Consider the following 19,969-nt stretch of genomic DNA (forward strand, 5'->3'; position numbering starts at 1 on the left):
TGTTCTACGGCCGGTTTGGCACCGGTCCTCCTTGATGGGCGAAGCACCCGACATCGACCACAGTGCCCGAGATGGCCGCGGCGTCATCGGATAGCAGAAAGGCCACGGCGCCCGCCAGGTCCTCGCCGGTCGCCGGGCGTCCGGCAGCCGTTCCCGGCGCCGGACGACGTTTGAATACGGCTTCATCTCCGCCAAAGCGGCCGAGGCTCATGCCGGACACGATGCCGCCCCCGCCCGGAATGGCGACGTTGACGCGGATGCGTTCATGGAAATGGTCGTAGGCCATCGCCGACGACAGCGCCAACACGGCACCCTTGCTGGCGGCATAGACGGCCATATTGGGTTTTCCGTAGCCCGCGCCGGATCCGATATTCACAATGGACCCACCCCCTTGCTCGCGCATCGCCGGAATGACCTGACGGCTCATCAGGTAAATGCCTCCGATGTTGACCTTGAGAATCTGCTCAAACACCTCGGGCGAGGTATCCATGACGGTTCCCAATGGGCCGATTGCCGCGTTGTTGACCAGGCCGTCGATGCGCCCGAACCGTTCCAAGGCGCGCTGCGCCACCGCTGCGGTCTCGCCTTCGCGCGACACGTCGGCCTCCATGAGTTCGACACGGCCCGACAGGCCCTCCTTGTTCAGCGCCTGCTCCAATTCACCAAAGCCGGCCGCCGAGCTTGAGACTTGGGCCTGGCGCAGTCCGAAGGCCAGGACCTGGTGTCCACGGCGCGCCAGCAACACCGTGATGGACAGGCCAAGCCCGAACGTTCCGCCCGTGACGATGGTGACAGGGCCGCTCATATCGCGAAGCTCGCGGGACCGTTGTCATGCTTGCCCAACAGCACATCCCAATCCGCGCCGTTCATGTAGTCGCGCCAACGCCGGTAGTACTGCCGCGGATTTTCTTCACTGACCTGCAGGCTGACATTGCCCGGAACGGGGCCCTGCGTCGTCACTTTGCCCAGAGATTGTTGATAGTTATAGGGATAACGCTTGGCAATGACGCCACGGCTTCCGGCAGTCGCGTAGTTCCAGTTCTCCATATCGTCCTGCTCGGTCATTCCCGCCGGACCCGAGTAGCGCATGTAATAAGTGCGAAGGAAGTCTTTGACCTCTTGCGGCGCGTTCGCATCCACCAGGAAGAAGCGCCAGGCTTCGGTCGATTCCGGGCCGTGCGGGTGCCAGACGCAAAGACTGCGCGGCTGCTTTCCATGAAATGACAGGTTGGGATAGATCGTTCCGACGAACGGCACCAGACGGCTGCGCTCTACGCCAAGGCGGCGCTTGCGCTCCTCGTGGCAATGACGGAAGTAATCGGCAACCACGCGGTTGTTCTGGAAGGTGTCAACGAATGGCGAGTTCTCGGGAACGATGGCGCTATGCACGCCATGGCCGGCGGGAAAGTTGACCCACAGGTGCTGCGCGTACTCCAGTTCGTTGTCACGCCGCCCTTGCACCCCGACTTCAGCGCTCGGGCCAATGCCGATGAGATCGACCGAGCGGTGACTGACGTTGTGATAGGTATCGCCCAGAAAATTCTCGGCTGCGAATTTCCAATTGCAGGGGATGATCCATTTATGCACCCCGACCAGTACTTCCGAACCGCCTTCGCTGCCATCTCGGTGATCCAGCGCCAGGTCAAGGTGAGTCTTGGCATCGCCGAGATACGTCAGGAAGTCGGGCGCATCCTTGTCCCACGAGGCCCATACCGTGCCTTTGTAGAGCGCCAGCTTTGGAACCTCGATCAATGACCAGTTTTCTTTCTCGAGGCAGTCTTCGTAGATGGCCTTGTACTGCGGCACGCCAAAGAGCTTGCCTTCGGTGGTGTAGCTCCAGCTGTGGTACGGGCAGGTGAAGAGTTGCGTGTTGCCGTGGTCGTACTGGCAGACCTTCATGCCGCGGTGGCGGCATGAATTCAGGAACACATGCACCTGCTTTTTCTTGTCGCGCGTCAGGATGACGGATTCGGCCCCCATGCGCGAGGTGTAGTAGTCGCCCGGATTGGGAATCTGGCTTTCATGGCCGACAAAGAGCCAGGCGCGCGTAAACACCTTCTCCAGTTCTTCCTGGAAGACATCTTTGTCGGAAAAGATCTCGCGGCTGATGATGCCGCTCTTCAGGTCAACCATGCGGTTGTAGACAGAGCTATTCACGTTGCATTCCTGTTTGCTTGGAAAACGGGGATTCAGTTGAAGCGTTCACACAACATGTCGCGCCGTGACAGGCCGGCGGCGTGCGCCGCCTGGCGGCCGGCTTCCACCATGGCTGGCGGTCCGCAAAGGTAAACGCGGGTGCGCGGATCAGCGTCCAGGGCGGCGATCAGATCCGTGGCATAGCCTTCATGACAATCCGCGGTCGGCTCGGCCTCGGCGGCGAGACGGACTTGCAGTTCCGGCCAGGCTTTGCGCAAGGCCTCAAGTTTCTCGGTGGCGAAGAAATGGGCGCCGCTGCGCACCCCCACCAAAAGCGTGGTCGGAATCGCCCGCGCGGCGTCGTTGCCGGCAAGCGCCGCGAGCATGGCCAGAAATGGCGCGAGTCCGGTTCCGCCCGCGACGAACAGGCGCGGGCGATCTTCGCCTCGCAGAAAAAAACTGCCGTGCGGCTCGGAAATTTCAACGGCGGCGCCAGGCGCGGCGGTCTGTTGCAGCCAGGTAGAAAACCGCCCCCCTTCAACCAGGCGGATGTAGAAACGCAGGTTTCTTTCGCCCGACAGGCCCGCCATCGAATAAGAGCGCCATTGCTCCTCGCCTTCAGGCCGGATCCGTACATATTGGCCGGGCTGGAACTCGACGCCCTGTTCGAGCTCGATCTCCAGCATTACGGTCTCCCGCGCAACCTGCTCCAAGGCCTTGACCTTGCCGACCACCGGCGGCGCCTCCTCGGCCATGGCCTCGGCTGAGTCATAGCCCAGCTCGACGACACAGGGTTCGGACACATGGCTGACGCAGCACAGGATGGCGCCTTCGGACCTGTCGCTGTCCGGCAGGACCGCGCGGTCGTACTTGCCGAGCTCCACCCGTCCCGAGACCAGGCTGGCCACGCAGGTGCCGCACTGTCCGTTGCTGCAATCCGTCAACAAACCCAGGCCCGCTTCCGCAGCCGCGTCGACGACCGTCTGCCCGGCTTGCGCCAGAATGCGGCGCGACGCGCCGTCGGAGAACAACAAAGTAAGGGGCACATTGCTCATGATTTCACTGTCCATCAGTCGACTTTGATGTTTGCCGCCTTGGCGACATCGGTCCATTTGGCGATGTCGTCAGCGATGCGCCGCTGGAGCGCGGGCCCATCGACATTGCCCACTTCCATCCCCAACGGGCGGTACTTTTGGGCGGTATCGGGGTCGGCCAGGATGTCTTTCAACGCGGCCTGCAGCGTGCTTACGACCTCGTCGGGCGTATTGCGCGGAACGACCAGGCCGGTCCAGACCGGCACGTCGTAGCCGGGCACGCCCGACTCCGCGATGGTCGGCACATCGGGCAATACCGATGAGCGCTGCGTGGTCGTCACCGCCAGCGGCTTGAGCTTTCCCGCGTTGATCTGCGAGATCGCGCCAGCCACATCGACAAAACCAATGTCCACCTCATTGCCGAGCAACGCGGCCACCAGGGGGCCGGTGCCGCGATAGCTGACCTGCACCAGGGACACGCCTGCCTGCCGGGCGTAGTACTCGGCCGCGAGTTGGAAGGTGGAAGAGCCCACGCCATGGGTGAGCGCGCCATCGGCATTGCGGGTGGCCGCCTTCTTCAGGTCGGCGAGTCTCTCGCCCTTGAAGGATGCATTGCCCACCACGACCAGCGGGAACGAACCCAGCAGGGCCACGGCCTTGAAGTCCTTTTGCGGGTCGTAGCTCAGCTTGGAATACGTCGCGGGATTGATGGTCAGCGCGCCGCTGGACGCGACGAAGATGGTGTAGCCGTCGGGCGTTGCCCGCGCGACGTAGTCGGCCGCGATGATGGAGTTGGCGCCGGCGCGGTTTTCGACCACGAAGCTCTGCTTCAGGCGGGTTTGCAGCTTGGCGGCGATCAGCCTGGCCAGGATGTCGTTCGTGCCGCCAGGGGCGAAACCGACGACGACGCTGACCGGGCGGTCCGGGTACTGAGCGGCCGCTTGCGACACCGACGCCGCGGCCAGGGCGCATGCCGCCAGCCCCCTGCGCATACAGGAAATCCTCATTTCTTTGTCTCCTTTGGGCTTTGTTTTGGTTTTGTTATTGTTGTCCGTCTGTCGGACTACGGTCTCATTATACGTACAGAGTTCGATTCTGCAATACCCCCTTTTGACGGGGCCGCGCATCGGCCCGCGCCCGTGTACGACTGTGCAGCGGGGTAGACTTGCCAGCTGGAAACCGGGAGAACGCCTTGAAGGCCGACGAAAGCAGCAATATCGAAAATGAAGACAAGGGCGAAAAAGGGACGGATAGCGTCCGCGCCGTTAATCGGGCCCTGGATATCCTTCTTGCCTTCAGCCGCCAGGATTCCGAACTGACGGCCGCAGAGCTGCTGCAACGGGTAAAGCTCAGCCGCCCGACCCTGTACCGCCTGCTCTACACGCTGGAGACCAAAGGGTTCATCACGTCGTCCGGGGACCCGCAACGCTTCCGGCTGGGGCCTGCCATTGCACGGCTGTCGCATGTGTGGACCGAGACCCTGGACATCACGGCCATTGCCGAGCCCATCATGCGGGCGCTCTGGCACGAGACTCAGGAAACCGTTGCCGTGTTTGTCGAGCGCGCGGACATGCGGTTATGCCTGGCCGAACTTCCCAGCCCGCAACCGCTCAACTTCAAACGCGGCGTGGGCTATCAGGAACGGATCGCGGTGGGCGCAACCGGCCGCGCCATCCTGGCTTTCAAAGCCGACGCCCAGGAGAGACTGGATGATTACCTGCGCGGTCTGGACGTGGATCGCAAGGCGTTTGCGCAGAGCCTGGCCGAGACACGGGAACAAGGCTATGCCGTCAGCCGCAATGAGTTGATTGTCGGGGCAGTCGCAGTAGCTGCACCCTTCTTTGATCGCAAAGGTGTCGCCGGTTCGATCGGCCTGTTCGGTCCCGCCACGCGATTGGACGAAACCGTGGTCAAGGCCCTGGGCGAGCGCGTCATGCAAAGCGCCCGGGCGCTTTCGCGCCAACTCGGCGTGGGCGACTCGCAGTAGACCAGTCAGCCCAGCGCGATGCGCGGCAGCATGTCCGCAAACGCCTGGGCTGACGGCGACAAGAGGCGATTCTCCTTGCACACCACCGCCAATACGCGGGGCACGACCGGACGGATCAGTCGGCGAGCAATGAGATTGGCGTAGTGCGTGGAATGCACGATGGAGTAAGGCACCACCGCCACACCCAGGCCATTGGCGGCCATGGCCAGCGCGGTCGTCAGCAAAGAAACCTCGTAGGCAATGTTGAGCTGCACGTCCGCCGCCACCACGGCGCGATCGATCGCGCGCCGCACGCCGTAACCTGGCTGGACGACGATCAAGGGCATGCCCGACAATTGCTTCCAGCTCATGGATCGGCGCGTCGGGAAAAACAGCCCGGTTGCCACGGCGCACAAGGTGTCGTCGAGAATTACCTTCTGCTCGAGGCCCGGCACAGGACCTTCGAGCGACCCGATGCCGAAGTCCACATGCTCGCTCAAGACGCGATCCGTGAACTCCGCGGGCGCGCAGTCATTGATCGACACGATCACCTGCGGGTGCAAGTTCAGAAATTGCCGGATCGCATTGGGCAGAAGGGTTTGCGCAATGGTGGATGTCGCCGCAATCCGTACACGGCCGCGCCGCGCCTGCGCCAGGTCCTGCATGCAATCGCCCAACGCCACCAGCTCAGCAAGCGCTCGTTGGGCATACGCGATCGCCTCGGCCGCCGCCGCGGTCCGGCGCAACGAGCGCGTGGTTCGATCGAACAGGCGCACACCAAGCTTCTGTTCGAGCTCTTTCAACAGGAGCGACACGGCCGGCTGCGTCAGGGCAAGCGCTTCGGCAGCGGCCGATAGGCTGCCGGTTTGATATACCGCGATGAACGCCCGAAGCTGGCGAATCGAAGGCGTTTCCCGAAGCGAGATGTTGGCTTGATAGGACATGGAAGTACTCGGATCGACCAAAGGCATTTTATCGAGGACTGGCCGATCCCCAGCAATAGACAGCGGGCCGCCCCTATCGGAAGCCCGCGTCTCCGCATCGGCTCAAGCAGGCGGCCGATTCAATATGCGTTCATAGTGAAGAAGGTCTTCTGGCGAGAAACAGCAGAAGATTACCTCTTGAACAGACGAATCCCACGCCAGGCTTTCGCGAACGCTTTTGACGGCTACCTCGGCCGCCAACGCAATGGGATAGCCGTATATGCCGGTGCTAATGCTTGGAAACGCAATTGAAGCGATAGCCCTTTCTTCCGCCAGCTTAATGCATCGGCAATAGCAGCTCGACAGCAATGCGGGTTCTCCGCTGTCTCCGCCTCTCCATACCGGGCCCACCGTATGAATGATGAATTGAGCGGAAAGACGATAGGCTTTGGTCACTTTCGCATCGCCCGTCTTGCAGCCGCCGAGCAGCCGGCATTCATGCACAAGATCCGGGCCTGCGGCGCGATGAATCGCGCCATCGACTCCGCCGCCGCCAAGCAGGGACGAGTTTGCCGCATTGACGATAGCTTCCACATGAAGCTTCGTAATATCCGAATGGATTGCACGCAGACGTGTGGACATATGCTGCTCCTTGCAAGCGTGAACGCAGTCGGCGCAGCAACAATGTAGCGGGCTCATGCGTGCATTCGCTGCTTTCGGCAGCGCTGCTGCATTGCGGTTTCAAGAGGAGCCAGACTGCGATTTCCCAAAAGAAATTGTAGTTTGGCGCCTTTGTTGCTGCCTGACCATCGGCGCGCCCGTCTCGGGCAGCTTCACTAAGCCGCGACGTCGTATGACTGTTTGCCGCGCACGATCTTGAACCGCCGAACGCTTGACATGCCCAAAAGGTTATTCGCGGCGCCGCAATCTGGCCCTATTAAACTCCGCAGCCTCAACAAAAACCGAACAAGGGGCGCAAGAATGTCGCATCACAAACGCCGGCAGAAGGACCAGAGGAAACGTTTGCGTCCCGAGACCTTAGCGGTTCTGGTGGCGAGCGCAATCAGTGCCGCCGTGGCGACTGCGGCGGCGCGAGCCGATGGCGGATATGGAAGTCCGGTGGGCTCGGGTCCGACGCTGACCGCCGGAGGCTTGGGCGGTGTCGATGGCACGGCGGCCGAAGCCACGGGCCGCCCAGGCAGCATCGGCAGCGGCAGCAACGCCGGTTCGGCTGGCGGCGGCGGCGCGGTGGATCTGGACACCGGCAATGGCGCCGCGGGTGGCGCACGCGGTCCGGGCGATAGCGGTACGGGCCTGGGACAGGCGCTCGGCCTGGCCGGCGCAACCGGCAGCACGGGCCAGACCTTCGCCAGCGCCGCCGTCATTGCCACCAACGTGACCGGCGGCACGGGCGCAGCGGGCGCCAACCCGCAGAACAACGTCAGCACCTCGGGCGCAGGCGGAGGCGGAGGCGTTGGCGTGTCGGCCTTGGCAGACGTGACCGTCACAGGCGGGGTCACGGTGCGCGGCGGCGCCGGACGCGCCCAAGCCAACGCCGGCAGCGGTGGCGGCGGCGCCGGCATCTTTTCGATTGCTCAGGTCAATGTGGAAACCGGCGCAACCGTGATCGGCGGCGCCGGCGGCGGCGCGACGGTGACCGGTGGGGCGGGCGGTGGCGCGATGGGCGTGCTGCTCAAGGCCGGCGCCGGCCTGGTGAACGCGGGCGCCATAGTGGGTGGCGCGGGCGGAGCCGGGAGCGCGGTGACTGCCAATGGCGGCGGCGGCGGCGGCGCCGGCGTACAACTGACGCACGGCGGCACCGTCGTAAATCTGGCCGGCGGCTCCATTGCCGGGGGCGTGGGCGGCGCGGGGCGCGTGATTGGGGGCCAGACCGGCGCTGGCGGCGCGGGCGTCAAGGGCGTCGACGTCACGGTCATCAACGCAGGCACCATCACGGGCGCCTTGAGCGGCGCGTGGTCGGGCGCCGGGGCGCCGGCCCGCGTGCAGGCCGCCGCCGTGGCGTTCATCGGCGGCGTCAACACGCTTGAACTGCAAGCCGGGTCGGTGCTCAACGGCAACGCCGTGGCATTCAGCCGCGCCGATACCTTGCGCCTGGGCGGGGACAATGACGCCGGCTTCAACGTCGCGGATCTTGGCGCAGCCGGCAGCGCAGCCAGCTATCAGGGTTTCGGCGTTTTCGAGAAGCGCGGCGCCAGCACCTGGACGCTAACGGGCGCCACGGCCGAAACTACGAACTGGACCATCCGGGATGGCGCGCTGTCGATAGCCAGCGATGCCAGTCTGGGCGCCAGCGATGGCAAGGTAACGCTGAATGGCGGCGCCTTGCGCACGACGACGGTCATCGGCACGGCCCGGGATATCGAATTGGGGCTCGGCGGCGGCACCCTGCAGACCGATGCCGACCTGGAAAGCACCGGCGCGATCGGTGGCGTGGGCAAGCTGACCAAGACCGGCGCGGGAACACTGACGCTGGTGGGCGCCAACACGTATTCCGGCGGCACCGATATCGCCGGCGGGACGGTAGTAGCGTCGATCGCCAGTCTAGGCACCGGCGACATCCGCAACGATGGCGCGCTGGTGCTGGCGCAGGATGCGAACGCGGTCGACGGCCGGATCATCGACGGCATCGGCACGCTGACCAAGCAAGGCAGCGGCCGCGTGGTGCTCAACGGCGGCGGCGCCATGTCGGGCGGCACCCGGGTGCAAGCCGGCGCACTGATCATCAACGGGGCCTTCGCCAACTCGGCGGTCACCGTGGCGTCGGGCGCCACACTGGGCGGTAGCGGCAGCGTGGGGGCGACCACCGTGCAGACGGGCGGCGCCATTGCCCCAGGCAATTCCATCGGCACGCTGCGCGTCAACGGCAATTACGTACAGCAAGCCGGTTCGACCTACGTCGTAGAGATAGGCGGCGCGTCGGCGGACCAGATCGCGGTCAACGGGACGGCCACGCTGGATGCCGGCGCGGCCATGTCCGTGGTCAGGACCGGATCCCAACTCTACAAGGCGGGCACGTCCTACCAGGTGCTGGGCACGACGGGCGGACTGACCGGCACCTATGCCGTCAGCGGCGACATGGTGGTCACGCCGTTTCTGAGCCTGGCCGAACGCTACGACGCGACCAACGCCTACCTGACGGTGACGCAAACCGGCGACGTGGAGGACGCTGCCGAGACGCCCAACCAGAGCGCCACCGCCGGCGGCGCGACGGGCACCGTGGTCTCGGACGCGCTGCTCAATTCGCCCACCTTCGATGCGGCGCGCAGCGCGCTGGATCAGTTGTCGGGCTCGGCCCTGGCCTCGGCCAAGGGGGCGATGCTGTACGACAGCCGCTATTCGCGCGACTTGGCCATCGATCGGTTGCGCAACGCGTTCTGCACGGAAGGCGCAAGCGAACCGCACGAGCGCGACGGCAGGACGAACGGCGACACCTGTGGAAACGGCCGCGTCGCCTGGGGCCAGACCTGGGGCGGCTGGGGCCATACTAATGGCAACGGCAACGCCGGCGGCATCGACCGCGATTCGGCGGGCTTCGTGGTGGGCGTGGACGTGCCAACGGGCGCGTGGCGCGTAGGCGTCCTGGCGGGCTACAGCAGTGGCCGCTACAAGGTCGACGATCAGAACGCTCGCAGCAGCACCGACGACTACCATCTGGGCGTCTACGGCGGCACGCAATGGGACCGGCTCGCCTTGCGGCTGGGCGGCGTCTACACATGGCATGACATCGATTCCGCGCGCGACGTGAACGTCGCCGCGGTGGGCGGGCGCATGAAGGCGGATTATCGCGCCAACACCGCGCAGGCCTTTGCCGAACTGGGCTATCGCCTGGGCGACGGCCCGGTGACGATGGAGCCCTTCGTCAACCTGGCTTACGTCAATCTGCACACCGACGGCTTTACCGAAAGCGGCGGCTTGGCCGCGTTGCGCAGCCGTGGCGGCGACACCTCCACGACCTTCTCCACGCTGGGGTTGCGGGGATCGTCGCGGATCGGCGCCGGCTCCGTCGACGCAACGGTGCGCGGGCTGGTGGGATGGCGCCGAGCATACGGCGATATCACGCCGCAGTCCCATGTGTCTTTCCAGGGCGGCGATGTCTTTACCATCAGCGGGGTGCCGCTAGGCAAGGACGCCGTGGTGATCGGCGCGGGGCTGGACTTGCATGTCACGTCGCGAGTCACGGCAAGCGTAGCGTTCGACGGGCAGTTCGGCGGCGGGGCAACCGACCGTGCGGTGAGCGCCTCGCTGCGCGTCCTCTTCTAGAGAAATGGGGGGCTAACGCGCGTTCGGAACGGTTTCGGCTTGTACGGATCCTTCCGTCATCTCCCCGCCACCGCTGCCCGAGCCTGCCAGCTCGCATTGCGTGCGCCGTAGATCGCCTACGACTGCGTCCGGCCAGGAGTGGACAGAGACCGCGGCCCACCGCGTGGCCGCTTCGGATAGGATATTGGCGCACGTCTCACCGCTCACCTCGAAGGAAGATGCGGTTAGAGTTATTGGGAGGCCTACAATTGTCGAACTTCTGCGGATGTCACCGTCGTCTCAGCGTCGAGCGCCAATGATAGGGCTTGCTTCTGCGCGAGACCTTTTCTAGGGAACAATACTATTCCATGGCGAATTTCATCTGGAACCGATCGAAGACGGGCGAGCACGACCATCTTGAGGCTATCAGGAACGGATTGGCCAGTGCGCACACGATTTGGATGTGTTCTGGTCATCTAAAGGCCGGCGGGATAAAGGCGATTGCTTTTGAACTGAAGAAGGCCATGAAACGCGGAGCCCGAGTGACTTTCTATTCCAACGACAAACACACCGAGCAGGACGCCGCTAGCGCATTGGCCACACTCGGTGTCGAGCATATCGTCGTAGATCACAGTCGTTCATATCTCCACACGAAGCTGTACTGCTTCGAGACGGACGATCTATATTCCGCAATCGTCGGGTCAGCCAACATCACGAGTGCCGCGCTCACGTCGAATGAGGAGTTGTCTTACCTTGTCAGTGGTATCAAGGGAGACCCTTAGCATCAGCAGCTAGCAGCGTATCTGGCTCATTTGGACCTCAGATGCCGCAGCAACGAGGCATCCAAAATCGATAAAAATGGGAATCCGATACCGCTTGTTTATCGATGACATCCGCAGGCCCCGTCTTCTAGGATTGGGGACGGCTTCAGGCTAAAGTGCCTTGTTGATATGGATCGAAGAGGAATTGGGTATGTCCGACGTAAGCCCGCTTTTTGACGACAACGCGGTTTACAGAACCTTGCTGGAGTCGACCAAGGCAATTCCTTGGAAGATCGATTGGGCCACGATGAAATTCGCCTATATCGGCCCCCAGATTGAGGCATTGCTGGGATGGAGCTCGGATAGTTGGGTAAGCGTCGAGGACTGGGCCATGCGCATGCATCCCGAGGATCGCGAATACGTGGTGAATTTCTGCGTCGCCCAATCCCAGGCCGGCGTGGACCATGAGGCGGACTACCGGGCGCTGACCAGGGACAACGGCTATGTGTGGATTCGCGACGTTGTGCACGTAGTGCGCAATGGCAAAGGCGAAGTCGAAGCGCTGATCGGCTTCATGTTTGACATCACCGAACGCAAGAAGACCGAGGAAAAGCTGCTGAACTTGCAAAAAGAGCTGGAGGTCCTGTCCTTCAAGGATGGTTTGACGAATATTGCCAACCGGCGTCGCTTTGATAGCAGTTTCGAATTGGAGTGGGACCGCGCGCGCAGCGAACGACAGCCACTGTCCGTATTGTTGTTCGACGTCGATTTTTTCAAGCAATACAACGATTTGTACGGCCACACTCAGGGCGACAAATGCCTGGTGGAGATCGCCCAGACGCTGAGTCTGGCGCTGGATGGCCCGCGCGATCTTGTTGCGCGCTACGGAGGTGAAGAGTTTGTCGTGCTGCTGCCTGAAGCCGATGCCGAGGGGGCCCGGAAAGTCGCTGAACGCTGCCAGCGATTGCTCCAGAAGAAGGCTATCGTGCATGCACTGTCGCCGCATGGCAGGCGCGTCACCGTCAGCATAGGAGCCGGCACGGTGGCGCCGGGCGGGCAGGCGGAGCGTGCCGCCTTCATCAAAGCCGTGGATCAGCAGCTATATGTGGCCAAGAACAACGGGCGGCACCGTATCGAGCATGTGCAGTTGGAGACCTGAGCGCCCAGGTTTTCAGTTGAGAGACCTGTAACGGCTACTGCGCACCACCGGCGACGCCAGATACATACGTCGCCAAGGCCTGCACATCAGCATCGCTCAGCGCATCAAAAGACGGCATGACGCCGATGCCGTTGCGCACGGCCTGGGCCACGCGGCTGGCGTCCGGCTTCAGTTCATCCAGGTTTGGACCGATGGTGCCCGCCGCGCCGGCGTCGGCCAAGGTGTGGCACACGGCGCAGGCCGGCGTCGTGGCCTTCATGAATAGCGTGCGGCCGGCTTCGACATCTTTCGGTTCCGCCGCACATGCCAAACCGCCGGCCAGGGACAACAGGCCCGCCGCCGCGGCGGACAATAGCCGCCATCCGGCCGGGCGGCAGCGCGCAACATGCCGCGGCAACGTACTGTCCATCGATGCCGGCACGACTAGGACACGCTAACCGTCAGGCCGTGATCGCGCCAACTGCTGTTGACATAGCCGTCCACGTTTTCGACCCGCGCTTCCACCTGCACATTGCCTTGCGAATCTTCGACCCGGCTCACCAGCACATGCTGCCCGGCGGACAATTCGACGGGCAACGCAAACTGACGCCACGCGTACTTGCCCAGGTCCGGTCCGATCAGCGCCGCCTGTTTCCAGGTCTTGCCTCCGTCGATGGACACGTCCACCCGCTTGACCGCATGCATGCCGCCAAAGGCCACGCCGCGCACCACGGCGCGGCCGGCCTTGACGGCCTGGCCATCCGCGCCGGGGGTGGTGATCCAGGACTTGGGCTCCATGCCCCAGACCGAAGGGTTGCCGGGGCCCGGCTTGGAGCCTATCGGCGCGAGGCGATAACTGGTCTGCTGGATTTTCGCGGGGCTTTGTTCGGCGGTGAAGGCCAGCCGCTTGATGTACTTGACGTTGTTCACGCCGGTGTAGCCCGGCACGATCAGCCGCAGCGGACCGCCATGGGCCAGCGTCAGCGGCTCGTTGTTCATTTCCCAGGCCAGCATGGCGTCCTGCATAGCCTCGCGAGGCACCGAGCGTTCCACCATCAGGGTCTTGGGATCCAGGCCTTCGGGCAGCGATTCCCCGCCCGTACCCGTCATGTAGCTGGGTGCGCCGTCCACGCCGCCCAGGTATTCGACCAGGGTGCGGACCGGAATGCCCGTCCACATGACGCAGCCGGCTGCGCCGACCTCCCATGGCGTGCCGCTGGGCTTGTGGGGAAAGAACTTGCGACCGTTGCCGGAGCATTGCAGTACCGTGGCCAGCGTCTCCACGCCCAGTGTCTTGAGTTCGCCCACGGTCAGTGTGCGCGGTTGCTTGACGCCCAGTATTTCCACTGTCCAGGCATCGCGGTCGTCCAGGATGGACGCGTTGGGCGGCGGCAGGTTGTTGCGGACGTAGAGCTGGCGCGATGGCGTGATGACGCCGTCGCCAAACGCGCTGCGCCTGGTTTCGATGGTGTTGGCGCTGTGCACGATGACGCTGTCGGCGTCTTTCCAGGCCGCATACGGCGGCAGCGGCTTGGCCGCCGGGGCGGCCGGTTTAGCGGGGGAGTCGCTGGCGCGCGCGATGATTGGGGCGCCCAGGCCGGCGGCAGCCAGGGCGCTGGCGCTGCCGGCCAGCAGGCGGCGCCGCGCGGGGTTGTGGGGGGATGTCTCCATGGCATGCCTCTCTAGTGGCCGCGCTCTTGCGCCGCGGACGCGGCGCTGTGCTTATCTTGGCCCGCCGGGGAGCGGGCTTCTGCATCATCGGCAATACCTTTCTTTATGTCAACAGGTTCTAAAGAACTATAGATTTATGAATAGTTCAGATATAAGAATTTCGAATATCACTCTGCCCTGCGAGTCAACCTGCATAGCTGCGGATAGCCGGCGTGCCCGGGTCCCAGACCACCATGTGGCTCGCAAGGCGAACATCAAGCTTGAATGAGTCCGCCGCGATTGCTCGCGGCGGTCCCTTCACGGCGTCGCCGGCCTGATGTTCTGGTTATGCCGGAACAGGTTCTGAGGGTCGTACCGGGTCTTCACCTGGACCAGCCGGTCGAAGTTGGCCCCGTAGGCGGCGCCCAGCCGTTCCGGTTCGTCCTGCGTCATGAAGTTCACGTACACCCCTCCCTGCGAGTACGGCTCCGTTGTCCGGAACAGCTCGCGCGCCCAGGCGATGCAGCGCTCGTCGTCCTTCGGATCATCCCATCGCCCATGGACATTCATGGCGAACTGCGCCGCGCGATGCGGATAGGCGGTCGTGGGGACGGGTATGCGCATCGGCGCGCCGGCGATATGGCCAAGGAAGATCTCGCACTGCGGCGACGGCAGGTTCTCCACGGCTGCAATGATGGCGTCGATCAGCCCGTCCTGCAGCTCCCCCAGGTTGTGCGACTTCCAGTAATTGCGCGCCCCCGGGGTCAGTAGGGGATCGAAGGCCTTCTGCCAGGCGGCGTAAGGCATGGGACCCAGGTGTTCGCCGTAGGGCTGGCCCCACTCCCGCACCTCTTTCACGGCGTCCGGCCCCTTGTCCAGGCCGCCCGTGTAGCACATGGCGAAAGCCACTATCGGCTTGCCGTGCACCGCTTCCGGCAGGAAAGGCAGCGGCGGCGCCTGCCGCAGAACGGCCCAGACCGTCAGTTCTTCAGGCATCGCCGCAAGCGCGGCGCGATACTTCAGGAGCGCCTGCTTGCCCTGCTCCAGCGGCAATACCACGAGCCCGCCATAGATCTGCGGCCCCACGGGATGAAGCTGGAACTCGAACATCGTCACCACCCCGAAGTTTCCGCCCCCGCCACGGATCGCCCAGAACAGGTCCTCGTTGCCGCTGGCGCTGGCGCGGACGACCTTGCCGTCGGCGGTGACCACGTCCGCCGAGACCAGGTTGTCGACGGTCATGCCATGCTTGCGGCTAAGCCACCCGAAGCCGCCTCCCAGGGTCAGGCCGGCGACGCCGGTCGTCGAGTTGATGCCCAAGGGCACCGCCAGGCCGTATGCCTGGGCTTCGTGGTCGAAGTCGGCCAGCGTGGCGCCGGGCTCGACATAGGCCCTGGCCAGTTGGGGATCGATCCGCACCGATTTCATCGGGGAAAGATCGATCATCATCCCGTCATCGCAGACCGCCGTGCCCGCGATGTTATGGCCGCCGCCGCGCACGGACACCACCAGTTTGTTGTCTCGCGCGAAATCCACCGCGCGGCGCACATCCGCCGTGCCGGCGCACCGCACAATGACGGCGGGCCGGCGGTCGACCATGGCATTCCAGACCTTGCGGGCATCGTCATAGCCGGCATTGTCAGGCGCCAGGATCTGGCCTCTTACCGAGGCTCTCAGGTCATCGAGGGCGCCACTGGACAGTTTGCTCATCACACACCTCCTTGAAGGTGATGGACTGCACAACGTCTAAAGTAAGCCGTCTATATCCGTGGGCGCGACATGGAATATGCCTCCTGCGCAAGGGGCCATGACCTCAAAGCACCAGATGCCCGGCACACGCCGCGCGGGGGTAAGGCGGCAGACGCCCATGTCGTGTGCTGTAGCGTGCGTGACTAGAAAGTATAGGCCTCTGCCGTGCGCAGGTCAGCGTCTTCAAGAGCCGTCGCGCGCAGGGGAAGATTGCGACGCGTCATTTTTCATGACGCCGCGTATGTTCAGCGCGGCCAGGCCAAGCTGCAAGGCGATGAGCGCGTAGGCGCCATCGTGCCACCCCCAGGCCACCCACAGGACATTGCTCAGCAGGAATATCCAGAACCCCGCGTTGCGCCTGGCCATGCCCAGCGACGCCACGAGCCAAGCCGCAGCCAGCGACGCGGCCATTGCCGGCCACTGCAGAAAATCCCATATGCCGTCCATGCTCTACCGTCCGTGGGTGACGCGCGCGGGCGCGGCTGACTGCTGCTTCAGGGCTTGCTGCGCGCGCCTTGCCCCCGGTTGCGTTGGCTCTGCTGATCCTGGCCCGTGCCTATCTGCGATACGTGGCCCTCCTTCTTGCTGCGGTTCTGCGTGTCGCGATGGCTGGCCTGCTCGGTGCGCGGCGTGTCGTCCTCGCTCGCGTTGGGCTTGTTTTCCTTGGACTTGGTCATGGTCTAGCTCCTGTCGTTGGCTATCTGGATATTCCCAGCAAGCATCATTCCCGGCCGCGCGCCCGCGTCATGTGTCGCCGGCCGGGCCCGTGGGCCCGGCCTGGCGCGCCTGCGCCGAACCGGCGACGCGGATCCGGTTCTCCACATCCTTCACGCCCGCGCACGCGTCGGTGCAATCTTCGACGCGGTGCTTGGTGGGGCGGTCAGGGACCGTCCCTTCCAGGATCGCCTTTCCGTCGGTGACCGTGACGGAGACGTCGCTGACATCCAGGCCGCTGTGCGCCAGCGTTTCGCACACGTTCTCGCGCACCCGCTCATCCGAGCGGATGTAGCCCTTGGGGTCGGTCCGCTGCGAACCCCGGTCCCGCCACGCCGTCATGCCGCCGCCATATCCGCCGCGCTCCGCGGTTTCAAAGGACATGGGCTCTTCGCGTCCCGAGGGACGGTCCCCGTAGTACCCGCCTTCGTCGTCGCCAAATGATGTGGGTCCCTCATATCCGGAATCGCGCGCGCCGTAGACCTGCTGCCGCTGATACGACGGATTTTCCTGCGAGAACCCGCCATAGCTGCTCTGGCCCGGATCCGCGCTGCGGCTGCGCACGGGCTCGCGGGTCGCGCGTGTGCCAGGCGCCGGGCGTGTCCCCTCGCCCTGATAGCCAAAGGAAGGCGCGGGGTCTTGCCAGGGCTCCTGATCCGCGCCCCGGCCGTATGCGCGCGGATCGCGGCCTTCCTGGCCGCCCGGACGGCCGCGCTGCTGCGCGGGACGATAAGGGCCGCGGGCCTGGTCCGCCTCCCGTTCCCGCTCGGCGTCGTCGCCGCGATATCTGGGCATGTACCTCGGATCCTTGTTCATCGCGTGTCTCCTTCAATTGAGCAAATTCGCGCGGGCCCGGCGCCAGGCCGTTCCCTGGTCAAGCTCGGGCAGCAAGTGCTGTGCCGGAACACGGGCGGCGCCGCGCGCCTGCCTACTTTCGGCGGCGTCTATGCCCTGAAAGGCCGATAGGCCAACCCCGCGCGCGGATGCTAAGAATGAAGCACCAGGAACGGGCGCATCCAGCCCCGGGTCAATCGCCGGATCAGGGAGTAAGACCAAGCGACATACAGGAGGTGCATATGGCTTCAGGGTCAAGGTTGTCCGATGTAATCGTCAAGCTGCCGGACCGGTCCACGTGCCGCGTCGAACGGCGTCTCATCGTGAAGCGGAACCAGGATGTCGCGCCGGTGCCGCAATACGTGTGCACGTTGCCGACGGGCGAGCCTGTCACCTGGCTGGGAGGCGGAAAGTACCGGCTTCCCAACGGCGCGGTGGCGGTCGCCGTCGCGCACAGGCCGCCCGATAGATAAGCCTTGTGCCGGGGGGCATCAGTCGCCCGTCCCCCAGCCCTGACGCAGCGCGCAGGAAAACCCGCCCTCGACGCGGGAGTACGGCCGGGCGCTGGTGGTCACGCGCGGCAGGCAGGTCCAGGCGATGCGCGCGCCGCCCTGCTCCAGCTTGTCGACCAGGGCCTGGTCCTCGCTGCACGACAGGCCCATGAAGCCGCCTGTCCTGCGGTACGCTTGCGCCGCGATACCCAGGTTGGCGCCGTGCACATGCCGGTGGCCTTCGCGATCCTGATAGTGCTGCGCAAACCGCAAGCGCGCCCGCTGCGCGTGCGCGCCGTGCTCCTCCCAGCCGGTCACCGTCACCGTGCCGCAGACGACCTCGGCGCCCAGGGAAAGCTGGTCGACCAGCCAGCCCTCCGACACGCGCGGGTCGGCGTCCGTGAAGGCGAGCCAGCGGGCGCCGGCGTCCAGCAGGTGCCGCGCGCCCAGCGCGCGCGCCACGCCGACATTGCGTGCCTGGATGGTCAGGCAATGCACGGGCCAGGCGGCGGACAGCTGGGCGGTGCGATCGCGGCAATGGTCCAGCACCACCACGATCCGGACGGGTTCCGCCGACAGGCCCGGGTGGCGGGCCGCGCGCATCGCCGCGCGCAGACAGGCCGCGATGTGATGTTCTTCGTTGTGCGCGGGAATGCAGATTCCGATCATGGGCCGCTCTCTAGGATTGCCTGCGCCACAGGTCCAGGCGGAATTCCGCTTCCTCGTGGCGCGCCGTCGGAACCAGCCCGGCAAGCGCCGCCATGGCGTCATGCAAGACATCGGTGGCTTGCGCGCGGTCGCTGAAGTCCGCGCGCCAGTGGCAGGCCGCGAGTTCGCCCCCCTGCGCAAGCGAGGCATCGACCGCATCCAGGAATCGCGCCAACGCCGCGGCGTCCAGGTAGTACGCCAGTTCGGACACGACGATCAAGTCGAAGCCGCCCGGCGGCGTCGGCGGCCATTGCCCCGGCAGGTTCAAGGTCAGGACGTCCACGTGGCGGATGCCGGCGTCGGCCAGCCGCGCCCGGCAGCGTCCGATGGCGGCGCTTGCGACGTCGACGGCGCAGACGCGGTCGCAGCGTTGCGCCAGGCGCAGCGTCAGGTCTCCGGCGCCGCAGCCCGGCTCGAATGCATGGCCATAGCGCTCCCTCCCCAGGGCGGCAAGCAACAGCCCGCGCTTGCGGCGTTCGTACCATGCGCCCGCAACATTCCAGGGGTCGGCGTGTTCGCGGTAAAGCCGTTCAAAATGGTCGGCGGCTACAGATCCCACGGCGCCTCCCGCAGCTTGAGGATGGCGCCGCCATGCGCGGCCTGGTCGCGTTCCGCGTGGCTTTGCCGGATGAAGACGGGCAGGTCGGCCATCATGTGCGCAAAACCCGCATCGCGGCACAAGGGCCCCGCGCCCAGCGCCCGCGCGGCGCGCTCCAGCACTTGCGCGGCCGCGGCTTCCACGGCCAGGCGGGCTCGGGCGCAAGCCGGCGCGCAGGGGTCTTCGGGGTGCGAGTCGATGTCGGCGGCGGTCTCGCGCAGCACGGCGCGCGCTTGCGCCAGCGCGACGTCGATGGCGCCCAGGTGCGCCAGACGGTGAGGATCGGGCGAGTCCGCCGGCAGCGCCCCGCGCAGGTACTGCGCAATCCGGGTCAGTCCGCCGTACCAGCAGGCCGCGACGCCCGCGCCGCCATGCAGGAAGCCTGGCCGGCGCACATACGCGTCCGGCGCGCCCACCGGCACGCCCACGGCGTCCTCGAAGATCACATCGACGCTTGCCGCTGCCCGCATGCCAACGGCGTGCCAGCCCCGGCCGGTGATCGCGACGCCGGCCTGATCGAGCGCAACGGCGACCAGGCACGGCTCTCCCGCCGGACTCCATCCGCTCACCAGGGCGTGGGTGAGCGCCGCGGCGCCCGAGCACCAGGCCTTGGTCCCGCGCAGCGCTGTCGAGCCGTCAGCCCGGGGGTGGATATCAACACGATGATCCGGCGGCTCGGCGCACCAGACTCCCCACAGGCGCGCCTCCCGCAACGCCGTCGGCGCACGCAATTCGGCCAGGATGGCCAGCGCGTCCGTATGTCCCTCGTAGAGCTTGGCCAGGCTCAGGTCCACCGCCCCGACACAGGCAAGCGCCTGCCAGCGCGCCAGCGTGGCGCCGGAGCCCGGCATGGGGAGCTGGTCGCATCCGCCATCCGCCAGCGCGCGCAGCCAAAGCCCGGGATCCAGCGGCGGCTGGGTCTCGGCCAGGATCTGGCGGATCGCCCGCACGGAAACGGTGGGGGTGGAGGCAAAGCCCGGGCGGACGGTCATGGCGGGAGGCGGCTG

19 protein-coding genes are annotated in these 19,969 nt (G+C 65.3%); 4 read left to right on the top strand and 15 right to left on the bottom strand.

All coding sequences use genetic code 11. The features are described from left to right. Positions 1-4: 4 nt before the first annotated feature. Genes ACFWP0_RS14775 through ACFWP0_RS14790 form a run of 4 tightly spaced genes read right to left on the bottom strand, consistent with a single transcriptional unit; the run spans position 5 to position 4,177 of the window. Positions 5-805, bottom strand: a complete 801-nt coding sequence (locus ACFWP0_RS14775; protein WP_377843204.1) for an SDR family NAD(P)-dependent oxidoreductase — start codon at positions 803-805, stop codon at positions 5-7. Further along, the gene (locus ACFWP0_RS14780) at positions 802-2,157 is read right to left on the bottom strand and encodes an aromatic ring-hydroxylating dioxygenase subunit alpha (RefSeq protein ID WP_377843207.1); all 1,356 of its coding nucleotides are present in this window, start codon (positions 2,155-2,157) and stop codon (positions 802-804) included. Before ACFWP0_RS14780 ends, ACFWP0_RS14775 begins: the two co-directional genes overlap by 4 nt. Before the next feature lie 32 nt (positions 2,158-2,189). Then, entirely contained in the window at positions 2,190-3,191 is a 1,002-nt protein-coding gene (locus ACFWP0_RS14785; protein ID WP_377843210.1) for a 2Fe-2S iron-sulfur cluster-binding protein, read from the bottom strand. Between the two features lie 14 nt (positions 3,192-3,205). Then, positions 3,206-4,177, bottom strand: coding sequence for a Bug family tripartite tricarboxylate transporter substrate binding protein (locus ACFWP0_RS14790; RefSeq protein WP_377843212.1), 972 nt, complete (start codon positions 4,175-4,177; stop codon positions 3,206-3,208). 185 nt (positions 4,178-4,362) lie between these two features. Here ACFWP0_RS14790 and ACFWP0_RS14795 point away from each other — a divergent pair, with 185 nt between their 5' ends. Beyond that, positions 4,363-5,157, top strand: coding sequence for an IclR family transcriptional regulator (locus ACFWP0_RS14795; protein WP_377843215.1), 795 nt, complete (start codon positions 4,363-4,365; stop codon positions 5,155-5,157). A 5-nt stretch (positions 5,158-5,162) separates the two neighbouring features. On the opposite strand, the gene ACFWP0_RS14800 is transcribed toward ACFWP0_RS14795, so the two are convergent. Together ACFWP0_RS14800 and ACFWP0_RS14805 are read right to left on the bottom strand one after the other, a co-directional pair. Beyond that, positions 5,163-6,080, bottom strand: coding sequence for a LysR substrate-binding domain-containing protein (locus ACFWP0_RS14800; protein WP_377843217.1), 918 nt, complete (start codon positions 6,078-6,080; stop codon positions 5,163-5,165). Between the two features lie 102 nt (positions 6,081-6,182). Further along, the gene (locus ACFWP0_RS14805; RefSeq protein WP_377843220.1) at positions 6,183-6,701 is read right to left on the bottom strand and encodes an O-acetyl-ADP-ribose deacetylase; all 519 of its coding nucleotides are present in this window, start codon (positions 6,699-6,701) and stop codon (positions 6,183-6,185) included. A 477-nt stretch (positions 6,702-7,178) separates the two neighbouring features. Between ACFWP0_RS14805 and ACFWP0_RS14810 the strand changes: the two genes are divergently transcribed. From ACFWP0_RS14810 to ACFWP0_RS14820, 3 genes are all read left to right on the top strand, one after another. Further along, the gene (locus ACFWP0_RS14810) at positions 7,179-10,340 is read left to right on the top strand and encodes an autotransporter domain-containing protein (protein ID WP_377843223.1); all 3,162 of its coding nucleotides are present in this window, start codon (positions 7,179-7,181) and stop codon (positions 10,338-10,340) included. Between the two features lie 347 nt (positions 10,341-10,687). Then, on the top strand, positions 10,688-11,101 hold the full coding sequence (locus ACFWP0_RS14815) for a phospholipase D-like domain-containing protein (RefSeq protein WP_377843226.1): 414 nt from the start codon (positions 10,688-10,690) through the stop codon (positions 11,099-11,101). A 190-nt stretch (positions 11,102-11,291) separates the two neighbouring features. Further along, positions 11,292-12,239: a sensor domain-containing diguanylate cyclase gene (locus ACFWP0_RS14820; protein ID WP_377843229.1), complete on the top strand. Its 948-nt coding sequence runs from the start codon at positions 11,292-11,294 to the stop codon at positions 12,237-12,239. Between the two features lie 34 nt (positions 12,240-12,273). Here ACFWP0_RS14820 and ACFWP0_RS14825 read toward each other — a convergent pair whose 3' ends face one another. The 9 genes from ACFWP0_RS14825 to ACFWP0_RS14865 all read right to left on the bottom strand — a co-directional run bounded on the left by ACFWP0_RS14825 (position 12,274) and on the right by ACFWP0_RS14865 (position 19,954). Then, positions 12,274-12,648 carry a c-type cytochrome gene (locus ACFWP0_RS14825; RefSeq protein WP_377843231.1) on the bottom strand — a complete coding sequence of 125 codons (375 nt, stop codon included), beginning with the start codon at positions 12,646-12,648 and terminating at the stop codon, positions 12,274-12,276. A 14-nt stretch (positions 12,649-12,662) separates the two neighbouring features. Beyond that, positions 12,663-13,889, bottom strand: coding sequence for a sulfite oxidase (locus ACFWP0_RS14830; protein WP_377843233.1), 1,227 nt, complete (start codon positions 13,887-13,889; stop codon positions 12,663-12,665). A gap of 297 nt (positions 13,890-14,186) precedes the next feature. Further along, complete coding sequence (locus ACFWP0_RS14835; protein WP_377843236.1) at positions 14,187-15,578, bottom strand: FAD-binding oxidoreductase; 1,392 nt, start codon at positions 15,576-15,578, stop codon at positions 14,187-14,189. A 222-nt stretch (positions 15,579-15,800) separates the two neighbouring features. After that, entirely contained in the window at positions 15,801-16,064 is a 264-nt protein-coding gene (locus tag ACFWP0_RS14840; protein ID WP_377843238.1) for a hypothetical protein, read from the bottom strand. Between the two features lie 47 nt (positions 16,065-16,111). Next, positions 16,112-16,294 carry a hypothetical protein gene (locus tag ACFWP0_RS14845; protein WP_377843241.1) on the bottom strand — a complete coding sequence of 61 codons (183 nt, stop codon included), beginning with the start codon at positions 16,292-16,294 and terminating at the stop codon, positions 16,112-16,114. Positions 16,295-16,361: 67 nt separating this feature from the next. Then, complete coding sequence (locus ACFWP0_RS14850; RefSeq protein ID WP_377843244.1) at positions 16,362-17,126, bottom strand: BON domain-containing protein; 765 nt, start codon at positions 17,124-17,126, stop codon at positions 16,362-16,364. Positions 17,127-17,656: 530 nt separating this feature from the next. Further along, complete coding sequence (locus tag ACFWP0_RS14855; RefSeq protein ID WP_377843246.1) at positions 17,657-18,325, bottom strand: glycosyltransferase; 669 nt, start codon at positions 18,323-18,325, stop codon at positions 17,657-17,659. 10 nt (positions 18,326-18,335) lie between these two features. Further along, the gene (locus tag ACFWP0_RS14860; protein WP_377843249.1) at positions 18,336-18,923 is read right to left on the bottom strand and encodes an SAM-dependent methyltransferase; all 588 of its coding nucleotides are present in this window, start codon (positions 18,921-18,923) and stop codon (positions 18,336-18,338) included. Next, a complete protein-coding gene (locus ACFWP0_RS14865) occupies positions 18,911-19,954 on the bottom strand; it encodes an acyl-CoA dehydrogenase (RefSeq protein WP_377843252.1) in 1,044 nt (347 codons plus the stop codon). Before ACFWP0_RS14865 ends, ACFWP0_RS14860 begins: the two co-directional genes overlap by 13 nt. Between the last annotated feature and the right edge of the window lie 15 nt (positions 19,955-19,969).

The organism is Achromobacter sp. NPDC058515 (genome assembly GCF_042721735.1).
Classification (GTDB): domain Bacteria; phylum Pseudomonadota; class Gammaproteobacteria; order Burkholderiales; family Burkholderiaceae_B; genus Achromobacter.